The sequence below is a fragment of the Actinomadura sp. 6N118 genome (assembly GCF_044326415.1).
GTDB lineage: Bacteria > Actinomycetota > Actinomycetes > Streptosporangiales > Streptosporangiaceae > Spirillospora.
Map to the genome: position 1 here is coordinate 205,303 of NZ_JBIRAZ010000015.1, position 21,899 is coordinate 227,201.

At 69.3% G+C, this 21,899-nt stretch carries 22 protein-coding genes; 14 read left to right on the plus strand and 8 right to left on the minus strand.

Annotated elements, in window-relative coordinates:
* Positions 1–58 precede the first annotated feature (58 nt).
* Genes ACH34W_RS34745 through ACH34W_RS34755 form a run of 3 tightly spaced genes read left to right on the plus strand, consistent with a single transcriptional unit; the run spans position 59 to position 2,414 of the window.
* Entirely contained in the window at positions 59–316 is a 258-nt protein-coding gene (locus ACH34W_RS34745) for a hypothetical protein (RefSeq protein WP_395965381.1), read from the plus strand.
* Positions 316–1,278, plus strand: coding sequence for an MvdC/MvdD family ATP grasp protein (locus ACH34W_RS34750; RefSeq protein WP_395965382.1), 963 nt, complete (start codon positions 316–318; stop codon positions 1,276–1,278). The genes ACH34W_RS34745 and ACH34W_RS34750 overlap by 1 nt, the downstream gene beginning before the upstream one ends.
* Positions 1,275–2,414 carry a methyltransferase domain-containing protein gene (locus ACH34W_RS34755; protein ID WP_395965383.1) on the plus strand — a complete coding sequence of 380 codons (1,140 nt, stop codon included), beginning with the start codon at positions 1,275–1,277 and terminating at the stop codon, positions 2,412–2,414. Before ACH34W_RS34750 ends, ACH34W_RS34755 begins: the two co-directional genes overlap by 4 nt.
* A 148-nt stretch (positions 2,415–2,562) precedes the next feature.
* Here the strand turns inward: ACH34W_RS34755 and ACH34W_RS34760 are convergent, their stop codons facing one another.
* Positions 2,563–5,961, minus strand: a complete 3,399-nt coding sequence (locus tag ACH34W_RS34760; protein ID WP_395965384.1) for a tetratricopeptide repeat protein — start codon at positions 5,959–5,961, stop codon at positions 2,563–2,565.
* A gap of 532 nt (positions 5,962–6,493) precedes the next feature.
* On the opposite strand from ACH34W_RS34760, the gene ACH34W_RS34765 reads away from it, so the two are divergent.
* Positions 6,494–6,907 (plus strand): nuclear transport factor 2 family protein, encoded by a 414-nt coding sequence (locus ACH34W_RS34765; protein WP_395965385.1) that lies wholly within the window; start codon positions 6,494–6,496, stop codon positions 6,905–6,907.
* Positions 6,908–7,172: 265 nt separating this feature from the next.
* On the opposite strand, the gene ACH34W_RS34770 is transcribed toward ACH34W_RS34765, so the two are convergent.
* The 3 genes from ACH34W_RS34770 to ACH34W_RS34780 all read right to left on the minus strand — a co-directional run bounded on the left by ACH34W_RS34770 (position 7,173) and on the right by ACH34W_RS34780 (position 8,532).
* Complete coding sequence (locus tag ACH34W_RS34770; RefSeq protein WP_395965386.1) at positions 7,173–7,589, minus strand: YybH family protein; 417 nt, start codon at positions 7,587–7,589, stop codon at positions 7,173–7,175.
* Positions 7,590–7,645: 56 nt separating this feature from the next.
* Positions 7,646–7,789 carry a hypothetical protein gene (locus tag ACH34W_RS34775; RefSeq protein WP_395965387.1) on the minus strand — a complete coding sequence of 48 codons (144 nt, stop codon included), beginning with the start codon at positions 7,787–7,789 and terminating at the stop codon, positions 7,646–7,648.
* A gap of 92 nt (positions 7,790–7,881) precedes the next feature.
* Positions 7,882–8,532 carry an NAD(P)-dependent oxidoreductase gene (locus ACH34W_RS34780; RefSeq protein WP_395965388.1) on the minus strand — a complete coding sequence of 217 codons (651 nt, stop codon included), beginning with the start codon at positions 8,530–8,532 and terminating at the stop codon, positions 7,882–7,884.
* Positions 8,533–8,609: 77 nt separating this feature from the next.
* Between ACH34W_RS34780 and ACH34W_RS34785 the strand changes: the two genes are divergently transcribed.
* Positions 8,610–9,473 (plus strand): AraC family transcriptional regulator, encoded by an 864-nt coding sequence (locus tag ACH34W_RS34785; protein WP_395965389.1) that lies wholly within the window; start codon positions 8,610–8,612, stop codon positions 9,471–9,473.
* Here the strand turns inward: ACH34W_RS34785 and ACH34W_RS34790 are convergent.
* The 3 genes from ACH34W_RS34790 to ACH34W_RS34800 form a co-directional block, all read right to left on the minus strand.
* Positions 9,470–9,796, minus strand: a complete 327-nt coding sequence (locus ACH34W_RS34790; RefSeq protein WP_395965390.1) for a hypothetical protein — start codon at positions 9,794–9,796, stop codon at positions 9,470–9,472. The two genes, ACH34W_RS34785 and ACH34W_RS34790, sit on opposite strands and share 4 nt — an antisense overlap.
* Positions 9,797–9,861: 65 nt before the next feature.
* Positions 9,862–11,022, minus strand: coding sequence for an RNA polymerase sigma factor (locus ACH34W_RS34795; RefSeq protein ID WP_395965391.1), 1,161 nt, complete (start codon positions 11,020–11,022; stop codon positions 9,862–9,864).
* Positions 11,022–11,357, minus strand: coding sequence for a YciI family protein (locus ACH34W_RS34800; protein WP_395965392.1), 336 nt, complete (start codon positions 11,355–11,357; stop codon positions 11,022–11,024). The genes ACH34W_RS34795 and ACH34W_RS34800 overlap by 1 nt, the downstream gene beginning before the upstream one ends.
* 80 nt (positions 11,358–11,437) lie before the next feature.
* Here ACH34W_RS34800 and ACH34W_RS34805 point away from each other — a divergent pair, with 80 nt between their 5' ends.
* The 4 genes from ACH34W_RS34805 (at position 11,438) to ACH34W_RS34820 (ending at position 14,421) form a co-directional block, all read left to right on the plus strand.
* Positions 11,438–11,602, plus strand: a complete 165-nt coding sequence (locus ACH34W_RS34805; RefSeq protein ID WP_395965393.1) for a DUF1272 domain-containing protein — start codon at positions 11,438–11,440, stop codon at positions 11,600–11,602.
* Positions 11,603–11,700: 98 nt separating this feature from the next.
* The gene (locus ACH34W_RS34810; protein WP_395965394.1) at positions 11,701–12,285 is read left to right on the plus strand and encodes a PaaI family thioesterase; all 585 of its coding nucleotides are present in this window, start codon (positions 11,701–11,703) and stop codon (positions 12,283–12,285) included.
* Between the two features lie 58 nt (positions 12,286–12,343).
* A complete protein-coding gene (locus ACH34W_RS34815) occupies positions 12,344–13,312 on the plus strand; it encodes an NlpC/P60 family protein (protein ID WP_395965395.1) in 969 nt (322 codons plus the stop codon).
* A gap of 2 nt (positions 13,313–13,314) precedes the next feature.
* On the plus strand, positions 13,315–14,421 hold the full coding sequence (locus ACH34W_RS34820) for a hypothetical protein (protein WP_395965396.1): 1,107 nt from the start codon (positions 13,315–13,317) through the stop codon (positions 14,419–14,421).
* Here the strand turns inward: ACH34W_RS34820 and ACH34W_RS34825 are convergent.
* Positions 14,414–15,202 (minus strand): SDR family oxidoreductase, encoded by a 789-nt coding sequence (locus tag ACH34W_RS34825; RefSeq protein WP_395965397.1) that lies wholly within the window; start codon positions 15,200–15,202, stop codon positions 14,414–14,416. The genes ACH34W_RS34820 and ACH34W_RS34825 overlap by 8 nt on opposite strands.
* Before the next feature lie 47 nt (positions 15,203–15,249).
* On the opposite strand from ACH34W_RS34825, the gene ACH34W_RS34830 reads away from it, so the two are divergent.
* From ACH34W_RS34830 to ACH34W_RS34850, 5 genes are read left to right on the plus strand one after another with little or no spacing between them, the layout of a single operon-like run.
* The gene (locus ACH34W_RS34830) at positions 15,250–16,377 is read left to right on the plus strand and encodes an acyl-CoA dehydrogenase family protein (protein WP_395965398.1); all 1,128 of its coding nucleotides are present in this window, start codon (positions 15,250–15,252) and stop codon (positions 16,375–16,377) included.
* Positions 16,374–17,369, plus strand: coding sequence for an acyl-CoA dehydrogenase family protein (locus ACH34W_RS34835; RefSeq protein WP_395965399.1), 996 nt, complete (start codon positions 16,374–16,376; stop codon positions 17,367–17,369). Before ACH34W_RS34830 ends, ACH34W_RS34835 begins: the two co-directional genes overlap by 4 nt.
* A complete protein-coding gene (locus ACH34W_RS34840) occupies positions 17,366–19,465 on the plus strand; it encodes a hydantoinase/oxoprolinase family protein (protein WP_395965400.1) in 2,100 nt (699 codons plus the stop codon). The genes ACH34W_RS34835 and ACH34W_RS34840 overlap by 4 nt, the downstream gene beginning before the upstream one ends.
* Positions 19,462–21,030, plus strand: a complete 1,569-nt coding sequence (locus ACH34W_RS34845) for a hydantoinase B/oxoprolinase family protein (protein ID WP_395965401.1) — start codon at positions 19,462–19,464, stop codon at positions 21,028–21,030. Before ACH34W_RS34840 ends, ACH34W_RS34845 begins: the two co-directional genes overlap by 4 nt.
* Positions 21,027–21,872, plus strand: a complete 846-nt coding sequence (locus ACH34W_RS34850; RefSeq protein ID WP_395965402.1) for a TIGR03619 family F420-dependent LLM class oxidoreductase — start codon at positions 21,027–21,029, stop codon at positions 21,870–21,872. The genes ACH34W_RS34845 and ACH34W_RS34850 overlap by 4 nt, the downstream gene beginning before the upstream one ends.
* Positions 21,873–21,899 lie beyond the last annotated feature (27 nt).

The following is a 21,899-nucleotide window of genomic DNA, read 5'->3' on the forward strand; positions in this document are numbered from 1 at the left end:
GGACGTGGCCTCCGGCACTCACGAAACCTCCCGCCCTCCCACGGAAGGACCGTTCGCGATGAGCGAGAACCCCTTGGTCAACCCGCGCGACCGCTTTCCCCTCGGGCTCCCTGGACACACGGTGCCTGTCAGCTCGGAACCACCCACTGAGACCCGTAGGCCCTGGGGGATGGACCACGCCGTCACCCCCGCCCCGATCCGGTTCATGGGCAAGCATGAGAAGCCCACTAGCACCAAGAGCGTCAACAAGCCGACCGAGTACACCGACGACAGCAAGACCCGCAAGGACACTGTGACCGAGACCGTGACCGATTGATGAACGCTCACACGGTGCTCATGCTCGCCGAGCATGACGACGGCGAAGCGGTGTACGTCTCCGACGCGCTCGCGATGCGAGGTGCGCGCGTCGTGCACTTCGACACGGCATGGTTCCCGTCCCGAGCCGGCGTCAGTGCCCGCCTTGGGCTCAATGGTTGGCACGGTGAGATCACCACCCCTGACGGGGTTGTCCGGCTAGAAGATGTAACGGCGGTGTACTACCGCCAGTCTCAACCGTTCACCTTCCCCAAGAGCCTGAGCGAGCCTGAACGGCGGTTCGCCACCGTCGAGGCCCGGTTCGGTTTCGGCGGACTGTTCATGTCGCTCCCCGCCCGTTGGGTCTCGCATCCTGCGCGGGTCGCCGACGCCGAGTATCGGCCGCTTCAGATGGCCACCGCCGCACGGTGCGGATTCACCACTCCGGCGAGCCTGCTCACCAACCACCCCGACGACGCTCGCGACTTCACTTGTTCCGGCGACGGCGCCGTCTACAAAGCGACAATGCACAAGCTGATCAGCGAGGACGACCGGGTCAAGCTGATCTACACGACCCCCGTTGACCCGACCACGATCGACGACCGGGTCACCACAACGTTGCACCTCTTCCAAGGCAACATCCCCAAGACCCACGATGTTCGTGTGGTCGCGACCGGCGGCGGGCACCTGCACGCCGTCGCAATACACACCGATGATCCGGACGCCCGTCAAGACTTCCGGACCAGGTACGACACGCTGACATACGAGATCACCGCCGTTCCCGTCGACGTCGCTCGCTCTTGTCACGCTTTCCTGAAGACGCTTGGTCTGGAACTGGGCGTATTCGACTTCAGCGTGACCGGCGACGGGACATGGTGGTTCCTGGAATGCGGCCCCGGCTCGCAATGGGCATGGCTGGAAGAGGAGACCGGGGCACCCATCGCCGATGCCATCGCCGACACCCTCACGGGAGTACCCGCATGACCAACTCCGACGACTGGAAAGCTCACGCGGCGGCACTTATCGACCAGCTTGCCGAGCAAGGTATCGCCACCGATCCGGCATGGCGGCAGGTGGTCGCAACCGTTCCCCGGCACGTGTTCGTGCCCACTTTCTACAGCGACGACGACCCGCCCCAACTCCTCACCGCCGACGACCGCCGATGGCTGGACTTGGCCTACTCCGACGACACCCTCGTGACGCAACGCAAAGAACACCCCGATCAACCCGGCTTTGCATGGTCGACCAGCTCCAGCACCCGCCCCAGTCTCATGCTGCGAATGCTGCACATCCTTAACGTGCACGACGGCATGAACGTTCTGGAGATCGGTACTGGCACCGGATACAACGCCGCGTTGCTGTCCGAACGACTCGGCTCCGCGCGCGTCACCACCGTGGACATAGACCCGGAACTGACCGACGCCGCACGGGTTCGACTCGCACAAGCCGGATACACCCCGACCGTCGCCCCGCACGACGGACCTCAGGGCTACCCCCCGAGAGCACCATACGATCGGATCATCGCCACCGTCGCGACCGAACAAGTGCCACGCCCGTGGGTCGAGCAGACCCACCCCGGTGGGCTCATACTCGCCGACATCCGACCCCGCGGAATGACGTGGGCGGGAGCACTCGCACGCCTCACCGTCGCCGACGACGGAACAGCAAGCGGACCCCTGATCTCGTGCACCTGGGGATTCATGTCCACCCGCCCCGACGTCGCGCGGCCCGGCACACCTGACATGGTTCCCATCGACGCGACCACCGTGCACACACGGACCAGCGAGATCGGCAGCGACGCACTACGCACTCCCGGCTTGTCTCTGCTGATATGGCAGCGCCTTCCCGGCATCAACGCCTTCCCCGGCCCTGACTCAACCCAGATCACCACCCCGGACGGATCATGGGCCAAAGCCACCAAGACCGCCCCCGCCAAAATCGAACACGGCGGACCAGCCGACATCTGGACCCAGGTCGAGCAGGCTCACAAATGGTGGACCGACCACGGACACCCCGACGTCGAGTCGTTCGGACTCACCGTCAGCCCCAATGAGCAACGCCTCTGGTACCAAGCACCGGACGCGGAAAGCTGGCCGGCGCCGGACAGCCCCACAACATAGGCAAGTACGGTAGGGGACTTGCCACCACAACAAGCCGCCTGAGTCAACGAGCTTGCCGTTCTCCAATGCGCTTTCGCGCGTGCTCGACGCGGTGATGGCGGCGCGGCCTCGGCCGCCGAGGCGCCCCTCGAGTTTCAGGTCGCTTCTTTCAGCGGAGGGGGATGACGAACTCTGTGACGATGGGTGGATTGATCTCGTGTTCGCGAAGGCCGGTCACGCCATAACAGCGGGCGCGCAGGGTGTCAGCTGTCACGTCGATGCGTAGGAAGCTCTTGAAGAATGGGGGCAGGGCGTTCTGTGTGGTCTCGACAAAGTAACGTTCGCTGATCTTGCGTACGGGCAGTCGCTTCCAGCCGAGAGATCGCCTGTGCGCGCGTGGAACGCCCATCAGCGCGGCGATGTAGCGGGCTCGGAGGCCCGGGCGGACACCTTCGTGGTCGGGGTGGGAACGCACCGTGGTTCTCAGCCGCTGTGAGATCACTGCGGCAGCCTCCCGGCGGTCAAGGTCGAAGAAACGTCGCAGACCGAACCGTCGTAGGCGCGAGCCGTACATGCGGCTGTAGAAGAGCAGGGAATCGCTCCGCAGTGGATAGCAGTCGAAAGTCTCTTCGGGGACGTACTTGGTGCGGCCAATGGTGTGGGTGGCGTGTATGAACGCCCCGGAGCCGCCTGCGACCAGGTACTGCACTGTCCGACTGCCGGCATCGTCATCGACGACGTGGACGGGGTAGCGCTGGTAGTTGTGAACGCCTCCGCCGATCACAGCGATGTAGTTGGAATCGCGAACGATGTCGTCGATGGTCCCGCCGCCGTCTTCGATGTAGCCGGGCCGATGGCGATTGTCGGCGTAGATGGGATTGGCGGTGATCAGCAGTTTGGCCTTCGGCCCGGTTGAGACTTGCCGGAGCCAGTCCGCCTGGTCACGGTCGATCGTTCCGTCGATGCCGGTGTCGATCCCGACGATCCGCAGATCGGGGCTGTCGATCATCCAGTATGGGCCCGGCTGAAGTGCCTGTTGGGCGGCGGCGGATCGCAGGCGGCGAGCGTCGGCCAGGGCCGGGTCGTCCCCGGAACTCTGCAGCGACCGATCGCAGAACACGCCCATGAACTCGACCAGGCCGTCGCGCCAGTCCTGCGCACCGGGCACGGCGTAGATCGGCGCCTGGTAGGCCCGGTAGGGGGCGAAGAAGCCCGGCCCGGCCGAACCGGCGTCCGAAGCGGGTTGCAGCGCGTCCCCGCAAATGATCATGAAGTCGGTGTCAGCGCCGACTTTCAGCAAGCCGGGTACGACCGCGTACTGGGAAGGGCCGCCTGCCCCGCCGGTGCTGCCGAGCACCAGGAAGGAGAACTCATCGCTGTCGCGGTGATGAACGACTTGGTCGCCTGGCAGTCCTACCCACTGACGCCTGAGGCGGAGAACATGCGTGTCCCCTGTCCATCTGCTTCTGTAATCAGCAAGCTCGCTCAGCAGTCCCAAGGGAAAACGATCGAACAGAGGTGACCGTCGCCGCCTGGCCGGATAAGGCGAGGCTGCGGCGATGCGGGAGTACAGGCCCGGTGACCCGGACCACGGGTCGGCTCCATTGCCCATGGACAGCTCAGGCACTTGGATCCGTGATGCCCGCTGGTATGGGATCGGGAAGGAGACGGCCGACCCGTCAGCGGCCGTCCGGACGCCCAGCAGGATGAACGAGACCTCACCCGCGGCATCGTCCACACCATGAAGCCGATCGAGCACCTGGCGGAGGTTGTTCTGCGCTGCCGCCATCCCGATGTCGACAGCCTGACGCAGCTCGACTTCGGCACGTTCGAAAAGGCCGATCTCAGCCAGATGCAGCCCGTAGTTGTTGCGAGCCGCGACAACGTGTGAGGACAGGGCGTTGAGGAACCAGCCCTCGGCTTCTTCGAAGCGTCCTGTCGTCGTCAGCAAGACAGCCAGGTTGCTCATCGCCTCCGGCGTGTTGGCCATAGTACGGAAAGCCCGCTCTGCGTCGGCGGCATTGGCGGCCTCGTCGAATCGAAGGCAGCCAAGGTTGTTGCCCGCTTCGGCTGAGCCCGCTTCGGCCGCCCGCGCAAACAGATCGACCGCCACGGCATGCTGCCCGCGCTCCAGGAACAAAGCAGCCAAGTTGTTAGCAGCGGCGGGAAGGCCGGCAGCGGCTTGAAGAAACGGTTCGGCTTCCTCGGAATCGCCGTGATCCCACAACAGCGTGCCGAGCGCGAACAGCAAAGCGTTATCGCCTGGACGTTCCGCGACACCTCGGCGTAGGGCACCGACCGCCAGGTCGGCGTGCCCGAACTGAAGAGCCGTGGCAGCGAACTGCAGAACGTCCTCAGGGCTGACCAGGTCATGTGCGGTCCGCCAGAACGACTCCGGCAGATCGAACGGCTCATCCTGTACGTGATCGACGAGGTAGTCGAAGGGCTGGAAGAGCCCGTCCGCGGTCCTTCGCAGACAGGCGACGATGTCGTCCTCAACGATCGTCGCCCACTCCAGCGCCTCCTGCGTATTTGCGAGAGGCGCATCCAGGAAGTGAGCAGCGAGGCGTTCGAGTGCAGTCTGGGTGAAGGTACCGCCGTGGCCCAGCGCACGAGCGTAGACCGCCGCGGACACCAGCGCGGCCCCCTCGGGCTGGTCGCCGTCCTGGCCTCTGCGCCACCGGTCGAGCGCGACGCCACCACCAGCGAGATACTCCGCCAGCCGGACCACCGAGCCGCTCTGCAGCGCAGCGTCGATCATCGCGTCGTCGCGATGCGCTTCAGCCCGTTCCAGCTCCGTGCTCGTCAGCTCCCGCACCAGCCGGACCGGTGGCCGCAGTATCCCGAGTACTTCGGCCGCAGACCGGTTGAGCGTGCCGTCCGGTGCACTGACGCCGGCCAACGCCCGAGTCCTGACGGTTGCGACGATGAACACACCGTTGCCTTCGGCCAGCCGCGTCAATGTCCAGCGGTCCAGTTGGCCCGGCCCGAGATAGGTCTCCAGATCGTCGAGCCAGATCACCGTGTCGCGCAGCCGCACGTCAGCCTCGGCCAGCTTGCTGAGCGAATCCGGGGCTACAGGAACAAGCACCCGCAGACCAGGCTGCCCAGCGGCAAGCCGGCATACGGCCTGCCAGGCGGTACGCGTCTTGCCCGATGCCGAAGGCCCCTGTAGCAGTACAGCACGGCGAAGCGACAGCGCAGTGTCAATGTCGTCATCGGCGTCCCGGCCGATGTAGGCAGCCCGGCTACCGCGTTCGCGGCCCCGCGCATCGGGGCCTTGGGGGAGGGTGCGGACTTTCGGCAGCCGCCCGCGTCGGCTCGCGTTCAGCGCATGCGCCCGGAGCAGTTGCGCCCGCCCTGTCCTGGTTTTGACGCCGAGCAGAGCCACTGCAGCCACCACCAGCAGGGCGGTCGCTGTCCAAACCGTCGGCACCCACCACGATGCCTTTACCTGCACGGTGCTGGTCGCCAGATTCCCCACCAGCGCGAGAGCGATCCCCAGCAGCAAAGTCGCCACCGCATAAGCCAGACCGCGGCTGCCCTCGTCATCACCCGCGCCGCTCACTCCACAATGATCACGGCCAGCCCGTGTGGCGACAACACATCTGGGCAAAGACTCCAAGCCGTTACCGGCCACCGAATGCCCGCCGCCAACACCAGCAGAAACCATCCGGCCAGGCCCGAGTACCGATTCCAGATCCACGGTAGCGGCGGCGAACTGCTCGCCAACTTGGTTGACGGACCTCTGCTGCTCACGCCGCTGTGTGAGTTCGATCTTGGACTCTTCCACCGGAGGCCGGCTCATGGCACCGGACTGCGGGAGTTCCACCGTGCAGCCGCATGGCTGGACGGCGACCAGTTCATTCGCCTGATCCTGTGCCGCCTGGACCTGGCCACCACACAACGGACAAGCCTTGTCCGAGCGCGAGCTTGCCTCGTTCGAACGCGCCGCTGTAGCAGCAGTCGAGCAGCAGGGACGATGTGGCGGGAGGCGCAGCGCGTCATCTGCTCGTTCACGAACGTCGCCGCGAGTGCGGCGACCGCGATGCGGACAGTTCCGGTGCAACCGGAGGGGTGGGGGCGGGGTTTGGGTGGGCATGAGTGATTCGCTTGCGGTGCTTGAGGCGTTCTATGCCGCTGAGACCGAGTACGTGGCGGGACGGGCCGACTTCTCGGGGATGGCCGCTCATCTGGATCCCGGGGTGGTGATGTATCAGGCGGAGTGCTTGCTGTACGGGGGTGAGTGGTCAGGGCACGAGGGGTTTGAACGCTTCATGGGGGAGATGAGCCGGGCCTGGTCGTCGCTGGAGATGCTGGAGCAGCGGTTCGCTGTGGACGGGAACGCGGTCGCGGTCTACAACCGCGTGGTCTTCCGGGCGAGGGAGAGCGGGCGGGAGCTGGAGACCTCGGTCATGCAGTGGATCGGGTTCAAGGACGGGCTCATTACCGAGGTGCGGCCGTTCTACCTCGACACGCGGGCCGTGCTGGAGGTGCTACGGGCTCGGTCGTGAGGGGCTGTCGTACGATGACGGGATGATGATCTTTTCTGCTGCCAAATGCTGATCGAGCCTGGCGTTGCAGCGGCCTTCTGTCTGGCCGCGCTCATCATGGCCCTCGCTCCCGGGCCCGACATGTTGTTCATTGCCGCAACCGGCCTCGCTCAGGGGCCGCGCGCTGGAGACGCCGACCCGTCATCCCAGACCTCGTACGACTGGTGGACGTTGGCGGGCGGGCCCCGGCGCCACACCGCGCCTTCTCCCGCGTTCTCTCCGCGTCTTAGCCGGTGTGAGGCAGAACGTCCGTGGGCGCCTGGGCGGGGTTCTCCGAGAACATGTACTTGAAGATCTTCCAAGAGCCGTCGACGTTCTTCAGCACGAACAGTTCGCGGAAGTAAGACTTGGTCTCTTGGCCGTTGGCGAGGTGAACGACATCGACCGGTTGCTCGGAGCGGACGATCGCCACCCCGTCGAGCTCTACGACGTCGACGATCTGCAGCTCTACCTTCATGGAGATGGTCGCGAAGGTGTCGTCATAGAACTGGGAGATGGCCGCCCGGCCAGACAAGCTGGGGATCTGGTCGGGGACGATCTCGGCATCATCGGTATAGAGGGCCAGAACGCTGGACTTGTCCCCGGCCTGCAACGCGATTCCGTATGCCGTCACGGTGTCGGACGGACTTGAACTGCTGGACATGCTGATTCCCTTCTTCGACGGTTCGGTGGGTGCGGCGCAGTGGGCGCCGACGGTTGTCAGGCCGCCGCGGCATCGACGCGGAGCGGAGCAAGGGCACGGCTCCACGCGACGAGTTGGTCGACCATCGCCTCGAACTGGGCCACGGCTTCGCCGTTGCGTCCGGGTCGGGTGCTGCCGAGGATGATGCCGATCCGGAGCATGCCTGGTCTCCTTAGGGTTGCGCCGGCGTCGCCGACCGCTCCCGGACAGCCACCGCCGTGCTGGCCAACCGCCGGCTGGTAGGCCCGCGGGCTCAGTAGGCGACGGTGAACCGGCGGCCGGCGTGCTGCGGCCGTTCGATCTCGTCGACCACCGCGACGGCGAAGTCCTCCGCGGAGATGCGGCTCTCCCCCGCGTCGTCGGTCAGCAGGTCGTCGGCGGCCGTGCGGTAGGTCCCGGTGCGATCGCCCGGCTCGATGTGGGCGGCCGGTGTGACGTTGGTCCACTGGACGTCGGAGACCGTGCGGTAGTAGTCCAGGGCATCGCCGTGTGCGTGCATGATCTGCAGCAGGAACTCGGGCAGGCCCTCGGCGTCCCACACCTGCTTGCCGTCCGGGGTGCGCAGCGACCCTGCGCCGCCGACGGCGATCAGCCGGGGTGCGTTCGTGCCCAGCGAGCGCAGGCCGTCCACCAGCGCCTCGGCCGCGGGCTTGATCGTGGCGATGGCGCCCGGGCCGTCGCCGCCACCGACCGCGCTGACCAGCACGTCCTGGCCTTTGGCCGCGGCCACGACCGATGCGGCGTCGAGCACGTCGCCCTCGCCGACCGTCAGGTTCTCGTGGTCCGTGCTGATCTTGGCCGGGTCCCGGACGACCGCGGTGACCTCGTGTCCGCGGCTCAGGGCTTCCGCCGCGATGCGGCTGCCGATCGTTCCGTTGGCTCCGAAGACGGCGATTCTTGCCATTTCTGCTCCTCCTTGGGGTTCTTGCTTGTAGTTTTCCGTCGATCTGGGTGTGCGAACAGGTAGATTGCGGACTAGTCATGGTGAGAAACAGACATCCGATCCCGCTGATCGGGTTCGCGCCGCCCGAGGGCACGCCGCTGCCCGGGCTCGAGGTGATGACGCTCGCCGATCTAGCGGCCCGCGCCGGCTCCGCCGACCTGAGTGCACCTCAGCAGCCGGAGTTTCACCTGCTCTTCGCGGTCACCCGCGGCACGCTGCGGCACAGCGTGGACTTCACCGCGTACCGGGTCGGCGCGGGTTCGGTCCTCTGGGTGCGACCGGGGCAGGTCCAGCAGTTCGGCGACCTGACCGCGGCCGACGGCGTGCTGGCCGCGTTTCAGGCCAGTTCGGTCGATCCGGCGACTGCGGCCGCCGCACGGCTGGACGACCCGTTTGGCCGCGCCGTCGCCTCTGCCGCGGACCCCGGCACGGTCGCGCTGCAGCGGTCCGTCGCTCACCTGGCCGCGGAGTCCGCCGATGCGGGCGGCCTGCCGGTGGACGCCCGGCGCGACGTTCTACGCAATCTGCTCGCCGTCGTCGCGGTGCGGGTGGCCGCGCTGTGTGCTCAGCCGGTGAGCGCGGCCGACACCACCTTCGTCCGGTTCCGCGCCCTGGTCGAACGGGACTTCGCCCGCACTCGGCGGGTTGCGGAATACGCCGGCGCGCTCGGCTACTCCGCCCGCACGCTGAGCCGGGCGACCCAGGCCGCGGCCGGTGTCGGCGCGAAGGAGTTCATCGACCGCCGGGTCACCCTCGAGGCGAAACGGCTGCTCGCGCACGCCGACCTGCCCGCGGCGTCGATCGCGACCCGCCTGGGCTTTGCCGACCCGACCAACTTCGCCAAGTTCTTCCAGCACCGGACCGGGCTGCCGCCGGGCGCCTTCCGGGCGTCCGTCCGTTAGTCGCGCAGGTCCAGGCCGATGTCGAGGGCCGGCGAGGAGTGCATCCTGGCGCGGTGCCGGGACCCGGCCCCGGAGGCCGACCGTGACGACCCTGACCGCCACCGAGCTGACCACCCGCCTGGCCGAGGCCCTGCCCGCCGCCACTGCAGGACCAGGACGAGTTCGACGGCGACTACGCCCACGTCCTGCGCGAACTGGCGCGCGCGACGCAGTTCTTTGTTCTCGGCGCGCTCTTCATTGCCGTGGGTCTGACGGTTGACGCGTCTGCTGGTCTTCTTGCCGGCCGCCTGGGCGACTTCATCCGTACTCGGCCCTCGGTCCAACGCTGGCTCCACCGTGCCTCCGGCACGGTCATGGCCGCACTCGCCGCACGTTTGGCCACTGACACCTAGCCGAGACGGCCTTGGAGGAAGGCGCGTTCGGCTGGGTTTTGGGTGCGGGCCAGGGCAGCTTTGTAGGCTGCGGCGGCTTCGTGGGCGCGGCCCAGCCGGCGGAGTAGGTCGGCGCGGGTCGAGTGGAAGAGGTAGTAGTCGTCCAGGGGGAGGGTCTCGACTACGGATAGGGCGGTCTCGGGGCCTTCTAGTTCGGCGATTGCTATCGCGCGGTTGAGGGCCGCGACCGGGGTGGGGGCGATCGTCATGAGGTGGTCGTACAGCTGGACGATCTGCCGCCAGTCGGTGGGCGGCGGGTCGGTGTGGACGGCGTTGATCGCGGCTTGGAGTTGGTACGGGCCGGGCCGGTTGCGGCGGAGGCAGCGGCGGACGATCGAGCGGCCTTCGGCGATGAGGTCGTGGTTCCAGAGGGCGCGGGCCTGGTCGGGGAGGAGGATCAGCTCGCCGGAGGGGGTCGTGCGGGCGGGGCGGCGGGCCTCGGTGAGGAGCATGAGGGCGAGAAGGCCTGCGGCCTCGGGCTCGTCCGGCATGAGCTCGGTGAGGAGCCGGCCCAGGCGGATGGCCTCCGCGCAGAGGTCTTGGCGGGTGAGGTGGCCCTCGTTGAAGATCAGGTAGATGACCGCTAGGACCGCGCTGAGACGGTCCGGGAGATCCGCGTCGCGGGGCACGCGGTACGGGATGCGGGCGTCGCGGATCTTGCCCTTGGCGCGGACGAGGCGCTGGGCCATGGTGGGCTCGGGCACAAGGAAGGCGCGGGCGATCTCGGGCGTGGTCAGGCCGCCCAGGAGGCGGAGGGTCAGGGCGACACGGGTGTTCAGGGCTAGTGCGGGATGGCAGCAGGTGAAGATCAGGCGCAGCCGGTCGTCGCGCACGGGTCCCTCCTCGGCAGGGTCGTCCTGGGCATGGAGGAGCGCCGCCTGGGCGTGCTTGTCGTCGCGCACGGACTCGCGGCGGAGGCGGTCGATGGCGCGGTTGCGGGCGGTCGTGATGATCCACCCGGCGGGACTGGGCGGCAGGCCGGTCGACGGCCAGCGCTCGGCCGCGGTGGTGAACGCGTCCTGGACCGCCTCCTCGGCGATGTCGATGTCGCCGAAGACGCGGACCAGGACGGCCACGGCGCGGCCGTGCTCCTCGCGGAAGACGCGTTCGATGTCCATCAGCCTTGGAACGGGCGGACCTCGATCGGAAGGGTCGTCGCCTCGGCCAGCTTGCGGCCCCAGCCGAGCGCGGCGTCGAGGTCGGGCGCCTCGATGATCGTGAATCCGCCGAGGAACTCCTTGCCCTCCACGAACGGGCCATCGGTCATGAGGACGTCACCGTCGTTCGCGCGGATGACCGTGGCGGTGCTCGGCGGGTGCAGGCCGCCGGCGAAGACCCAGGCGCCCGCGTCGTGGAGTTCTTTGTTGAGTGTTTCGAGTCTGCGCGTCACCTCGCCGAGGACCTCGGGCGGCGCCTCGCCCTCGGGCTGGTAGACGCTGAGCAGGTATTTCATCGTGTGCTCCTTCCCTTCTCGCCTTCTATACGAACGGCCACTGCCTGGATCGACATCAATAAGGTGTCGGAACGCTTGAGATGCGAACGATCTGCGAAAAGTGCGAGAAGACGACGCTGGCACACGGCGACGAGGCGTTCATATGCAGCTTCGAGTGCACCTTCTGCCCGGCGTGCACGGCCGAGATGGACGCGGTCTGTCCGAACTGCGGCGGCGAACTGGTGAGGCGGCCGCGGCGGGGGTGATCTAGAATTCGGTTCGGTTTTTCTGCGGACCGGGAGGTTGGATGACAGGGGCCGGGGCGGCGATGCGGCGGGTGCTCGAGTCAAGGGAGCGTGCGTCTTTGGACGGTGAGCAGGTGGCCGCTCTGGCCGAGCTGGCCCAACGGGTCCGCGAGCTCAACGAGGCCGTGGTGCACACCGAGGTCGAGGTCGACGAGGTCGCCGCAATCCGGGACGAGGTGGCGGCGCTCACCGCGCGGCTCTCGGCGGCGCGGCGGGAACATCCGCCGCTCGTAGGGGTGGGGGAGGACGGGACGGTGCGGCAGCTTGCCGGGCCGGTCGGCGGTGTCCTGAACCCGATCGCGCCCCCGGTGGCGATCGCGGTGCAGCCGGACGGGACGGCGCGCGCGGAGTTCATCTTGAACGTGTTGTACGAGGGCCCGCCGGGCTTTGTGCACGGCGGCGTGTCGGCGATGATCCTCGATCAGCTGCTGGGGGTCGCGGCGACGGCGAACGGCACGCCGGGCATGACCGCGACGCTCGACCTGCGCTACCGGCGTCCCACGCCGCATGGGGTGCCCCTGATCGCGGAGGCGAAGGTCGACCGAACGGAGGGACGAAAGACGTTCGTGGACGCTCGGATCATCGGGCCGGACGAGCGGACCACGGTCGAGGCGACGGCGACGTTCGTGATGCCCCTGAGGTGAGCTCAAGATCGGTAGGCTGGCGCGCGTTCTCCACGGCAACTCAAGAGAAGAGTGGGTCATGTTCTCGACTCGCCTCGGCCTCGTCTCGGTGGTCGCGCTGGCCGTCCTGCCCGGCCAAGCCGCCCAGGCCTCCGCACAGCGTGCGGCCGACCCACTCAGGGGCCACCGGTTCGTCTACTCGAAGGCCGACGGCCAGTACCACGTCTACAACGCGCGCCGCCGGCACGTCGCCGAGCTGACCGTGGGTGCCCGTACCGCCCTCGTCCACGGAACGAAGCGGACGTTCCGCGAGAAGACCACCAAGGCGACGGTCGGTACGGACGCCTGGGTGCGCAAGCTGCGCGCCCCGTTCGCCACCGCGCAGATCCGCAAGGCGGCGTTCCGCAAGGAGCTGGCCGGGCTGATCAGTTCGAAGTCGCCCGACATGCTCGCGATCGCCATGCAGTACGTCGTGGACGCGCCCGCCAAGAAGAACGCCCAGGGCCTGCGCTACGCGGGCGACGCGCACTACGGGCCGATGGTCGACGGCAAACGGCAGGAGGGCTCCGACTTCAACGACTACCTCGGCATCACCTGGCGGTACTTCGACAACAGCATCGACAAGCCGGAGAAGGCGCAGTACGGCTCGCTCGACTGCTCGGGCTTCGTCCGGATGGTCGCGGGCTACCGCATGGGCTGGCCCCTGGAGAACAAGCAGTACACGCGTACGCGCCTCCCGCGCAGGGCAGTTGAACTGGAGCGGTACGCGCCGGGCCGGGTCGTCATCCCCAACAAGGGCAAGAAACCCGCGAGCCTCGCTCAGCTCCAGGCGGGCGACCTGCTCTTCTGGGACGCCGACAAGGGCGACGGCAAGGCCGTCGACCACGTCGGGATCTTCGTCGGCAAGGACTCGCAGGGCGCCTACAGGTTCATCTCCAGCCGCAAGACCGCCGACGGCCCGACCCTGGGCGACGTGGGCGGCCGCTCGGTGCTCAACCGCAAGGGGGCGCTCTACAGCGACAGCTTCCGTTCCGCCAAGCGGATCTGAGCGTGAAGGGGCTGCGGAGGATCTTCCGGCGGCGCCGCGAGGACGAGCTGGCGGAGATCGACGCCGAGATCACCGCGTTCGGTGAGGCGCTCGCTCGGCATGCGTTCGTCCCGGAGAACGGGGATGCAGACGAGGCGCTGCTGGCGGACTACGGACGCGCTCTCGACGCGTACGAGCAGGCCAAGCGGGACTTCGTGGGGGACCGCGACCGCGCGGACGCCTCGGACGTGCTCCGGGCGCTGGACGAGGGACGTCACGCACTGGCCTGCGTCGACGCGCGGTTGTCCGATCAGCCGCTGCCGATGCGGCATCCGTTGTGCTTCTTCGACGCACGCCATGGCCCGTCTACTGAGCAGGTCGACTGGGCGCCGCCCGACGGCGCCGCCCGTCTCATCGACGTCTGCGCGGCGGACGCGGTCAGGCTGAGGGAGGGGTTGCCGCCGATCGCGACCGGGCGGTCTCCCAAAGCGGTGACGGCGCCGCGCCCCCAACCCGTTCCTGGTCCTGCCCCCGTTCGCAGTCCCAAGCGTCCAGGCGGCGCTGCCAAGGCCAAGGCGGAGCCTCCCTACACGATGTGGCCGAAGGGCCTGGACAAGGCACAGCGTGCCGAGGGACAGCGCGGCGCGAAGGTGACCCTTCTCCGCCCCTACCTCAACCGCCCGCTGTTGCTGGTGGTCCGTCTTCAGGGGCACGGCAAGCATCGCGTGGACCTGGTCCAGGAGTTCGGGACCAGGGCGCTCCTCCGTGACAAAGGCCGGACCCGCCTCGTCGTGCCCCTGTCGCCTCGCGAGGTCCGGGAGGTGCGGGTGCACATCGAGACCTCCGACAGATGGTGGGCCTGGCTGCTCCCGGTGGACGCGGCGCCCGTGGTCTCCGAACGGTTCAGCGGCCGGGGCTGGTTCGTCTTCCGGTACGAGGGCGAGCCCAGGCGGATCTCCATCGAGCACAAGGGCCGGGGGGCCTACTCGCTCAGCACGCTCACACCCGCCCTTAACCAGGGAGAGCCGATCCTGACCGGCATGGGCACGACCTACGCCGAGGGCGACCTGCCCGGTCCCGCCTTGGTCCACCTCCGTGCCGCAGGCGAATGGACGGTCCGGTTCATGTGAAGTGCTGGCCGGCGTTGACGTCGATGGTGGCGCCGGTGGTGGCCTTCGCCTGGTCGGAGGCGAGGAAGATGACGGCCCGTGCCACGTCCTCCTCCGAGGCGATGCGGCGCAGGGCCATCGCTGCGGTGTCACGCGCCAGGATCTCCTCGTACGGGACGCCCTCGGCCTCGGCGCGGGTGCGCATCCAGTCGTCGAGGACGTCGCTGGCGATCCAGCCGGGCGCCACGCAGTTGACCCGGACGCCGGACGGCCCGAGCTCGTCGGCGAGGCAGTGCGAGAGCAAGTGGACCCCGGCCTTGCCCGCCGCGTAGTCGGACCGGCCCGCGTACCCCATCCGGCTGGACATCGAGGTCAGGTTGACGATCGAGCCGCCGCCCGCGGCGACCATGTGCGGGGCGAGATGGCGGCAGGCCAGCAGGGTGCCGTACGTGGCGATCTCGACCGCCGAGCGCCACAGCTCCAGGTAGTCGTCGTCCATGTCGAGGACGTTCTTGCGGTGCGTGCCGGGGAACGCGGCGTTCACCAGCACGTCCACCCTGCCGAAGCGTTCGATCACGGCGCCGGCGAGATGGCGCACCTGGTCGGGCCGCGAGACGTCGGCAGGGACGGCGAGCGCGTCGCGGCCCTCCGCGCGGACGGCCTCGGCGATCGACTCCAGGGTGTCCTTGCTGCGCGCCGCGACGGCGACGTCGGCGCCCTCCCGGGCCATCAGGACCGCGAGGGTGCGCCCGAGGCCCGGGCCCGCCCCGGTGATGACCGCGACCTTGCCCTCCAGCATCATGGGCATTAGCGTACCAAGCGCTAGTTAGGTTACTTTCCGGAGGTCGCGTGGATCTCACCTTCACCCCGCATCAGCAGGAGTTCCGCGCCGAGGTACGCGACTGGCTGGCCGCCAACGCGCCCGCGGAACCGCTGCCCTCGATGGACACCGCGGAGGGCTTCGAACGGCACCGCGAATGGGAACATCGGCTCGCCGAGGCACGGCTCGCGGTGGTCTCCTGGCCAGAGGAGTACGGCGGCCGCGGCGCGGACCTGATCGACTGGCTGATCTTCGAAGAGGAGTACTGGGCCTCCGGAGCGCCCGGGAGGGTGAGCCAGAACGGCATCTTCCTGCTCGCGCCCACGCTCATGGCGTACGGGACGGACGAGCAGAAGCGCCGCCATCTGCCGCGCATGGCCCGCGCCGACGACGTCTGGGCACAGGCCTGGTCGGAGCCGGAGTCGGGCAGCGACCTGGCCTCCCTGCGCGCGACCGCGCGGCCCGACGGCGACGGTGACGGCTGGCGGCTGAACGGGCAGAAGACCTGGAGCTCGCGGGCCGTCTACGCCGACTGGTGCTTCGGGCTCTTCCGCACAGACCCGGACTCCGAACGACATCGGGGGCTCACCTACTTCATGTTGCCGCTGGAGACCGAGGGCGTGACGGTCCGGCCGATCGCGCAGCTCGACGGCGAGCACGGCTTCGCGGAGATCTTCTTCGACGACGTGTACGTGCCGGGCGACGGGGTCCTCGGTGAGCTCGGCCAGGGGTGGAAGGTCGCGATGGCGACCACCAGCTCCGAACGCGGGCTGACGCTGCGCAGCCCGGGCCGCTTCATGGCGACCGCGGACCGGCTGCTGGAGCTGGCGCGGAAGAGCGACGACCAGACGTTGCGGGACGCCGCCGTCGAGGCGTGGACCGACAGCGAGGCCTACCGCCTCCACACGTTCCGCGCCGCCGCGAGGCTGGCTGAGGGGATCGAACTGGGCGCCGACTCCAGCCTCATGAAGGTCTTCTGGTCGGAGCTCGACCTGCGGATGCACGAGCTGGCCTTGGATCTGCTGGGGCCACGGGCGCCGGTCGCCGGGCGCTGGCTGGACGGGTTCCTGTTCGCGCTGGCCGGGCCCATCTACGCCGGGACGAACGAGATCCAGCGCAACATCATCGCCGAGCGAGTCCTGGGGCTGCCCCGATGAGGTTCTCTTTCACCGAAGACCAGCGGCTGCTCGCGGAGACCGTCCGCGAGGTGCTCGACAAGGCCTGCCCTCCCGAGACCGTACGGGCCGCCGGAGAGTCGGAACAGGAGTCAGAACGGCCCGGACCGGCGTGGAAGGCACTGGCTGACGTCGGGCTGCTGGGCGCGCACATACCTGAGGAGCACGGCGGGCTCGGGCTGACGATGCTCGACACCGTGCTGGCTTACGAGGAGACCGGCTGGTACGCCGTCCCCGGCCCGCTGGTCGAGACCGCCGTCGCCGCTCCGCTGCTCGTCCCGGCGGAGCATCTCGCGGGCATCGCGGCGGGCGCCGTGACAGTGTCGGTACGCCCGGCGTGCACCCCGTACCTACCGGACGCCGACGTTGCGGACTTGCTCGTCGCAGGCTCGGAAGTCGTGCCGCGCGCGGGCGTGACGCTGACACCGCACGCCTCGGTCGACGCCACCCGCAAGCTCTTCACCGCAGACCTGGACACCGGGCCCGGCGCGGGGCCCAGCGGCGAGGAGGCCTTCGATCGAGCGGCTCTGGCGACGGCGGCCCAGCTGGTCGGTCTCGGCAGACGGCTGCGCGAGGAGGCGGTCGGGTACGCGGGACAGCGGCGCCAGTTCGGCAAGGTCATCGGCTCGTTCCAGGCGCTCAAGCACCAGCTCGCCGACGTGGCGATCGCGCTGGAGTTCGCCGCCCCGCTGGTCCACCGCGCCGCGTACTCGCTGACGCACGGCGCCCCCACCGCCGGACGCGACGTGTCGGCGGCCAAGACGGCTGCGAGCCGTGCCGCCCACCGCGCCGCGCGCACCGCCCTCCAGGTGCACGGCGCGATCGGCTACACCGACGAGCTCGACCTTCAGCTGTGGCTCAACCGGGTGTGGGCCCTGCGCTCGGCCTGGGGTGACGACGGGCTGCACCGTGCGCGGCTGCGCACGGCACTTCTCGAAGGTCCGCACGAACCCAGGACGGTGCGACTGCCATGACCGTTTTGAGAGCAGAGCTCACATTGGCCAGCGACGTCGGCGGCACGTTCACCGATGTCGTCCTCACCGGCGATGACGGCCGTGTCCAGGTCGCCAAGACGCTCACCACCCCGGCGGATCCCGCGATCGGCCTGCTGCGGGGAGTCCGGCAGGTGCTCGACGCGACCGGTGTGGCACCGGCGCGGGTCGGCCGGTTCGTGCACGCGACGACGCTGGCCACGAACGTGATCCTCGAACGCACCGGCGTCCCGGTCGCGTTCGTGACCACCGAGGGCTTCCGGTCGATGCTGGCGCTCGGGCGGCAGGCACGGGTGGAGGAGGAACGCTACGACCTGGCGTACGAGCAGCCCGATCCGCCCGTGCCCCTGACGCACACCTTCTCCGTCCCGGAACGTGTCGGGGCCACCGGCGAGGTGCTGCTGCCCCTGGATGAGGAGGCGGCCGAACGGGTCGCGCGTGAGATCGCGGCGCTCGGTGTCTCGGCCGTCGCCATCTGCCTGCTGCACTCCTATCTCAACCCGGCGCACGAACGGCGGCTGGCGGAGATCATCGCGGCCCGCCTCCCGGCCGGGACACCGGTCGTGGAGTCGGCGGCGGTCTGGCCGGAGCTCGGCGAGTACGAGCGCGCCACCACGACGCTGATGTCCGCCTACGTAGGCCCCGTCATGGCCTCATACCTCAACCGCCTCGGCGGCGGCCTGGCCGAGCTGGGCATCACCGCGCCGATCCATGTGATGGAGTCGGCCGGCGGCGTGCTGCCCGCCGCGCTCGCCGCCTCCCGCGCGGTCTACACGATCGAGTCGGGCCCGGCGGCCGGGGTCATCGCGGCGGCCCGCCAGGGAGCCGAACGCGGCTTGGCGGATCTGATCTCGTTCGACATGGGCGGCACCACGGCCAAGGCCGGGCTCGTCCGCGGCGGGCGCCCCGGCATCACGCACGAGTTCCAGGTCGGCGGGAAGGGAAGCTTCGGTGGCCGCCGTCCCGGCACCGGTGTGCCCATCAAGGTGCCCGCGATCGACCTGGCCGAGGTCGGCTCGGGCGGCGGCTCGATCGCCTGGGCGGACGCGGGCACGCTCCGCGTCGGACCCCGATCGGCGGGAGCCGACCCGGGACCGGCCTGCTACGGGCGCGGCGGCATGCTGCCGACGGTCACGGACGCGAATCTCGTTCTCGGCTATTTGGATCCGGACGGGTTCGGGGAGTTCCGGCTGTCGGCCGAGCTCGCAAGGGCCGCGATCGCCGAGCACGTCGCCGGGCCGCTGGGCGTGGACGTCGTCGAGGCGGCTGCCGCGATCCACGACATCGCCAACGCGCAGATGGGCGCGGCCGTGCACGTCGTCACGGTCCGGCGGGGGATCGACCCGCGCGGGTTCACGCTCGTCGCCCTGGGCGGCGCGGCTCCCACGCACGTCGCCCGGCTGGCCGAGCGGTTCGGGATCGGCCGGGTGCTCGTGCCGCCGCAGGCGGGGGTGGGCTCGGCCGTGGGCCTGCTGCACGCCGACCTGGCGATCGAACGTGCGCGGACCTTCCTCGCGCCCGCCGGCACACTGGTGTCCTGTTCCGCGAGCCGTGACGTGCTCGGCGAGCTGGCCGAGATCTTCACCGACCTGGAGCGCGCCGCCCGGTCCGATCTGTCGATCGAGACGGACGCGACGGTCGTCCGGTCGGTGGGGGTGCGGTTCATCGGGCAGGCGCACGCGTTCACGATCGAGCTGCCGCCGGGGCAGATCACCCCGGAGACGGTGCAGCGCGCCACCGAGGAGTTCTACAAGCGGTACCACGAGTCGTACGGCATCGACCTGCGCGATCCGGTGGAGCTGACCACCGCCCGCGTCCGCGTCGTGATCCCGTCCGACCCGCCACCCCTGCCGCGCGCCGACGCCGGGCAGGACACCGAGCCGCACACCCGGCAGATCTGGTTGGACGGTGCCTTCGGGGATGTGCCCGTGCTGGAACGGGCGGCCTGCCGTTCGGGCGAGGAACTGGCCGGTCCCTGCGTCATCACCGAGCCGCAGTGCTCGCTGCTCGTGCCGCCGGGCTGGCACGGGATCGTCGATGAACGCGGCGCGATCCTTTTGGAGAGGACGCACTCATGAGCGAGGATCTGACTGCCGAGATTCTGCGGAACGCGCTCTGCGTGGCCGCTGAGGAGGCGAGCATCGTCGTGGTGCGCTCGGCGTACTCGACGTTCATCGTGGAGGGCGCGGACGCCGCAGCGGCCATCCTGGACGCGCAGGGACGGCTCATCGCCCACTCGCTGTCCACTGCGCTGATCCAGTGCGCCAGCCTGCGCAGCGCGCTCCCGTACGTGCTCAAGGCCTACCCGGCGGAGACGATGGCCGACGGGGACGTGTTCGTCCTGAACGACGTCTACCAGGGCGGCATCCACGCCAACGACCTGCTGGTGTTCCGGCCAGTGTTCGTGGAGGGGCTCGTGGCGTATTTCACCGGGACGCTCATCCACGTTGCCGACCTATCGGGGCTCTCGGCGGGCGGCATGGCCTCTGACGCGACCGACATCTTCCTGGAGGGCGTCCAGCTGCCGCCGGTGCGGATCGCCACCGCCGCGGGCCTGGCCGACGATCTGGTACGGGTGCTGGCCGCCAACAGCCGTACACCGGACAAGCTGGTCGGGGACCTGCGGGCGCTCATCGCCGGGGTCAACGTCGCGGCCCGGCGGCTCACAGAGATCGTCGATTCGCATACGCCGGCCGGGCTGGCACGCGGCATCGAGGACTATCTCGCGCACACCGAACGGCGGATGCGAGAAGGGTTGGCGCAACTCCCCGCCGGAACGCACCGAGGTGAATACCAGCTGGACGACGGCCACCACATCCGTGTCGCGGTGACCGCCGACGGCTCCGGCGGCGTGGTCGTCGACTTCGACGGCACGGACGAGCAGGTCCCGATCCCGATCAACTCGGGCTTCTCGCAGACCCACGGCGGCGTGATGTACGCGGTGCGCTGCTTCGTCGATCCGGACCTGCCGATGAACGAGGGCTGCTTCACCCCCGTCGACGTGCGCATGCCCCGGGGCACGCTCGTCCACTGCACGCCCCCGTACCCCGGCGGCGGACGCTTCGGCACCGTCGCGGCGGCGGAGGAGGCCATCTTCGCGGCCCTCACGGGCGCACTGCCTAGTGGGGGAGTGGCGGCGTCGGGGATCCTGCAGGCGTTCAGCATCAGCGGCGTCCGGCGGCCGTGGCTGCACATGTCGTTCGATCTCGGCGGCACGGGTGCCCGGCAGGACCACGACGGCGCGGACGCGACCGGGGCGCTGTTCGGCGGCGGCCGCAACATCATCCCGCAGGTCGAGCCGATCGAGGCACGGCTGCCCGTCCGGGTGGAGGAGGTCTCCCTGATTCCGGATTCGGGCGGCGCGGGCCGCCACCGGGGCGGCAGGGGCACGCGCACCGTGATCCGGATGCTGGAGGACGCCCGCGTCGACACGCGCGGCGACCGGCTGCTCCGGCCACCGCCCGGAGCAGCGGGCGGCCTGCCGGGCCGCGCCGGCGGCTACTACCGGGAACGCGCGGACGGCACCCGCGAGCCGCTGGGCACCAAGGCCACCCGCCAGCCCCTGGCGGCCGGCGAGGCACTGGTCGTGGAGACCTCGGGCGGCGGCGGATACGGCCCCATGAAGCATGGGGAGGCAGAGTGAAGTTCGGAGTACCGCTCGGGCTGGTGCACCCGGGCATCTGGCGAGAGCTCACGGTGAAGGCCGACCGGCTCGGCTTCGAGTCGGTGTGGTTGCCCGAACACCTCGTTTTCGCCACCGACCTCTCGACGGCCAAATATCCGGGGACCCAGGAGCCGGGCATCAAGCCGGAGACCCCGCTGTTCGACGCGCCCGCCTACCTGTGCGCGCTTGCCGCCGTGACGGAACATGTGCGGCTCGGCACGGCCGTTTACCTCTACGGCCTGCGGCACCCGTTCGTGGCGGCACGGGCGTTCGCCACCCTCGACCAGATCTCCGGTGGGCGCGCGATCGTGGGCGTCGGATCCGGGTGGTACGAGGGGGAGTGGATCGCCGCCGGGGTGGACTTCACGACCAGGGGACGGCGGCTCGACGAGGCGATCGACGTGTCCCGGCGGCTCTGGACCGAGACGGCCGTCGAACACCACGGGGAGTTCTTCGACTTCCCTGAGGTCGCGTTCGAGCCCAAGCCCGTCCAGGCACGCCTGCCGGTCGTGGCCGGCGGGGAGTCCGGCGCGGCGCTGCGGCGGGCCGCCACGCGCTGCGACGGCTGGATCAGCATGCCGCAGACCCTGGACGGCGCCCGGCCTCAGATCGAGCGGCTGAACGAGCTCCGCAAGGCCGCAGGGCGGGAGGACGAGCCGTTCGAAATCACGGTGCACGCGTACGAGCTGTCCGGACCCGGCGAGGTCGCCGAGTGGGAGCGGCTCGGCGTGGACCGGCTCATCGTCCGGCCCTGGAAGCGCACCCGCGAGGCCGCCGAAAGGCTCGCAGCGTTCGCCGCCGACTACGGCCTGAGCATCTAGCACCTATCACCTAGAACCCAGATCACC

What these genes read in the sequence shown, in the direction of transcription:
- ACH34W_RS34745 (WP_395965381.1), top strand. Translation starts at nt 59, where the DNA reads ATGAGCGAGAACCCCTTGGTCAACCCGCGCGACCGCTTTCCCCTCGGG.
- ACH34W_RS34750 (WP_395965382.1), top strand. Translation starts at nt 316, where the DNA reads ATGAACGCTCACACGGTGCTCATGCTCGCCGAGCATGACGACGGCGAA.
- ACH34W_RS34755 (WP_395965383.1), top strand. Translation starts at nt 1,275, where the DNA reads ATGACCAACTCCGACGACTGGAAAGCTCACGCGGCGGCACTTATCGAC.
- ACH34W_RS34765 (WP_395965385.1), top strand. Translation starts at nt 6,494, where the DNA reads ATGAGTGATTCGCTTGCGGTGCTTGAGGCGTTCTATGCCGCTGAGACC.
- ACH34W_RS34770 (WP_395965386.1), bottom strand. Translation starts at nt 7,589, where the DNA reads ATGTCCAGCAGTTCAAGTCCGTCCGACACCGTGACGGCATACGGAATC.
- ACH34W_RS34775 (WP_395965387.1), bottom strand. Translation starts at nt 7,789, where the DNA reads ATGCTCCGGATCGGCATCATCCTCGGCAGCACCCGACCCGGACGCAAC.
- ACH34W_RS34780 (WP_395965388.1), bottom strand. Translation starts at nt 8,532, where the DNA reads ATGGCAAGAATCGCCGTCTTCGGAGCCAACGGAACGATCGGCAGCCGC.
- ACH34W_RS34785 (WP_395965389.1), top strand. Translation starts at nt 8,610, where the DNA reads ATGGTGAGAAACAGACATCCGATCCCGCTGATCGGGTTCGCGCCGCCC.
- ACH34W_RS34795 (WP_395965391.1), bottom strand. Translation starts at nt 11,022, where the DNA reads ATGGACATCGAACGCGTCTTCCGCGAGGAGCACGGCCGCGCCGTGGCC.
- ACH34W_RS34800 (WP_395965392.1), bottom strand. Translation starts at nt 11,357, where the DNA reads ATGAAATACCTGCTCAGCGTCTACCAGCCCGAGGGCGAGGCGCCGCCC.
- ACH34W_RS34805 (WP_395965393.1), top strand. Translation starts at nt 11,438, where the DNA reads ATGCGAACGATCTGCGAAAAGTGCGAGAAGACGACGCTGGCACACGGC.
- ACH34W_RS34815 (WP_395965395.1), top strand. Translation starts at nt 12,344, where the DNA reads ATGTTCTCGACTCGCCTCGGCCTCGTCTCGGTGGTCGCGCTGGCCGTC.
- ACH34W_RS34825 (WP_395965397.1), bottom strand. Translation starts at nt 15,202, where the DNA reads ATGATGCTGGAGGGCAAGGTCGCGGTCATCACCGGGGCGGGCCCGGGC.
- ACH34W_RS34835 (WP_395965399.1), top strand. Translation starts at nt 16,374, where the DNA reads ATGAGGTTCTCTTTCACCGAAGACCAGCGGCTGCTCGCGGAGACCGTC.
- ACH34W_RS34840 (WP_395965400.1), top strand. Translation starts at nt 17,366, where the DNA reads ATGACCGTTTTGAGAGCAGAGCTCACATTGGCCAGCGACGTCGGCGGC.
- ACH34W_RS34845 (WP_395965401.1), top strand. Translation starts at nt 19,462, where the DNA reads ATGAGCGAGGATCTGACTGCCGAGATTCTGCGGAACGCGCTCTGCGTG.